Below are 1,949 nucleotides of genomic sequence, written 5' to 3' on the forward strand. Positions count from 1 at the left end.
AAGGGATGGAAGCGATGCACTCATTACGGAAAGGGCAAGGCACGATGTTTGCCCTCACGGGCAACCGAACCCGGACGCGGTGATCGTCAATCGAGTCTTCGAGACGGCCTAACAACGCCCACACGCAGCGGTCATCAGGGGATGAGAAACTGAGTCTTCGCTGCTCTCCGCCCAACTTTGCAACAGCACCCTCCAAGAACGATTCAAGGGCCTGGCCCCGATGCAGTATCGGAACCAGGCCCCCGCAAAGACCCTAACCATTTAGAATTAACCCAGTCCAGAAAATGGGGGTCAGTTCACTCGGGATGGGCTTATTAGAGGCCGAAGGCGCCGCCGCTGATGAGGATGAAGATGCCCAGGCCGATCAGGACGATCGGGAACAGCACGTGCTCCCAGCGCTCAAGGACTTCTGCGATGGGCGGGCGGGTGGCCACGAACTTTGCCAGCAGGACCAGGCCTGCCACCAGGACGAGGAAAACGATGCAGTAGATGATGACGTCGGCAGTGTCCACGTTGAGGAAGACCGGAACGTAGACGCCGATATTGTCGCCACCGTTGGCAAACGTCACACCGGCGACGGTCATCACACCCACCTTTTTCCCGGCGATCTTCGCATCATCATCGTCGTCATCATCGCTTCGCCAAGCCTGCCAGGCCGCCCATAGTCCCAGGGCCAGGGGAATTAGTCCGAAGTACGGGATCGCCTCAGCAGGTAGGAATGCTCCTGCCCCCAGCATGACCAGGACTGCGGCCGCGAGGATGCCCATGAAGCCGAGGTACTGCCCAGCCAGAATCCGAAGCGTGGTCCCTTTTTGCCCCGCCCCGCGGGCAAAAAACAGCGAGAGCACAATGATGTCGTCGATATTGGTGGCGATAAACAGACCAATCGCCGACAGTAGACCGGTTACCACTACGCACTCTCCTGTCCAGTGACACACCCAGGTACGGCGCATCCGGCGTCGATGCATTCGACGTTGTCATCGACGGCCAGGGTGGTATCCAGCAACGCGTTCAACGCCTGCGCCAGATGAGCATCAACGATCTCGTAGCGGGTCTGTCGCCCCTGCGGTTCGGCGACAACAATTCCGCAGTCCCTCAGGCAAGCGAGATGGTTCGACACGTTCGAGCGCGTCAGTTCCAGATCCTGGGCGAGAGCGGCCGGGTAGGCCGGTCCCTCCAGCAGCGCCAGGAGAATGCGGGAACGAGTCGGATCCGCCATGGCCCGACCCAACCGGTTCATCACGTCTAGTCGAGAAGCAATAGTCAGCATGTGCTGAACTATACAGTTGTTGCTGAACTAACTTCAACATGGGATGGCGTTGTTGCTAGAGGTCGTCTGCACTTTCAGGCTGAGGCCTTCACTGCGCAGGAAGGAAGCGGCCGCCTAGTTGGCGGTGTTCCCGACGTGATTTAAAGGTGAGGGCTATTGCCGGCAGCTTCCGGCCCAGGCCAGTGGCGGCCCACGTACCTATCAGGGTGTCCCACTTCCAAGGAAGTGAGACACCCTTAATGAAACCAATTGAAAATACACAGCCCCAGGAGAGGACTGTTCCACAAGCTATTCCAACGAATTGACTCGCAAAACCTGCTGCAGAATAGACTTCCGGCACGCTGTGGGTCATGGATATTGGTAACGCCCGGGTTTCCACCGCAAAACAAGACCTCGACCGTCAGATCGACGCGCTCCGTAAAGAAGATGTTGCGGATAAATACATCTACGTCGACAAGAAATCCGGATCCACCACGAATCGGCCCGGACTCCAGCAAGCCCGCGCGGGAGATGTCATTGTCGTCCACACCCTCGACCGGCTGGGCCGCACCGTCCGTGACACTCTCAACCTGATCCATGACCTTCAGGAGCGTGGGGTAGGGGTGCGCACCTTGACTGATCCCATCAAGGTCAATTCCTCGAATCGGTGCTGTTGCAAAGTTGGGGCAGTAGGAAGAGC

3 protein-coding genes and 1 pseudogene are annotated in these 1,949 nt (G+C 58.3%); 2 read left to right on the forward strand and 2 right to left on the reverse strand.

Translation table 11 applies throughout. The features are described from left to right. A pseudogene (locus tag HMPREF3227_RS12985) lies at positions 1 to 112 on the forward strand (IS6 family transposase); the annotation flags it as partial. A gap of 202 nt (positions 113 to 314) precedes the next feature. On the opposite strand, the gene HMPREF3227_RS09380 reads toward HMPREF3227_RS12985, so the two are convergent. Together HMPREF3227_RS09380 and HMPREF3227_RS09385 are read right to left on the reverse strand one after the other, a co-directional pair. Next, the gene (locus HMPREF3227_RS09380; RefSeq protein WP_197418401.1) at positions 315 to 953 is read right to left on the reverse strand and encodes a cadmium resistance transporter; all 639 of its coding nucleotides are present in this window, start codon (positions 951 to 953) and stop codon (positions 315 to 317) included. After that, entirely contained in the window at positions 911 to 1,270 is a 360-nt protein-coding gene (locus HMPREF3227_RS09385) for a Cd(II)/Pb(II)-sensing metalloregulatory transcriptional regulator CmtR (protein WP_035106074.1), read from the reverse strand. The genes HMPREF3227_RS09380 and HMPREF3227_RS09385 overlap by 43 nt, the downstream gene beginning before the upstream one ends. Positions 1,271 to 1,620: 350 nt before the next feature. On the opposite strand from HMPREF3227_RS09385, the gene HMPREF3227_RS12990 reads away from it, so the two are divergent. Beyond that, a partial coding sequence (locus HMPREF3227_RS12990; RefSeq protein WP_197429524.1) for a recombinase family protein occupies positions 1,621 to 1,949 on the forward strand: 329 nt, incomplete at its 3' end.

This window comes from Corynebacterium sp. CMW7794 (genome assembly GCF_001563605.1).
In the GTDB taxonomy this organism is placed as follows: domain Bacteria; phylum Actinomycetota; class Actinomycetes; order Mycobacteriales; family Mycobacteriaceae; genus Corynebacterium; species Corynebacterium phoceense.

Bases quoted from the DNA above. Each gene is read 5' to 3' on its own strand.
- HMPREF3227_RS09380 (WP_197418401.1), bottom strand. From the start codon at position 953: ATGCGCCGTACCTGGGTGTGTCACTGGACAGGAGAGTGCGTAGTGGTA.
- HMPREF3227_RS09385 (WP_035106074.1), bottom strand. From the start codon at position 1,270: ATGCTGACTATTGCTTCTCGACTAGACGTGATGAACCGGTTGGGTCGG.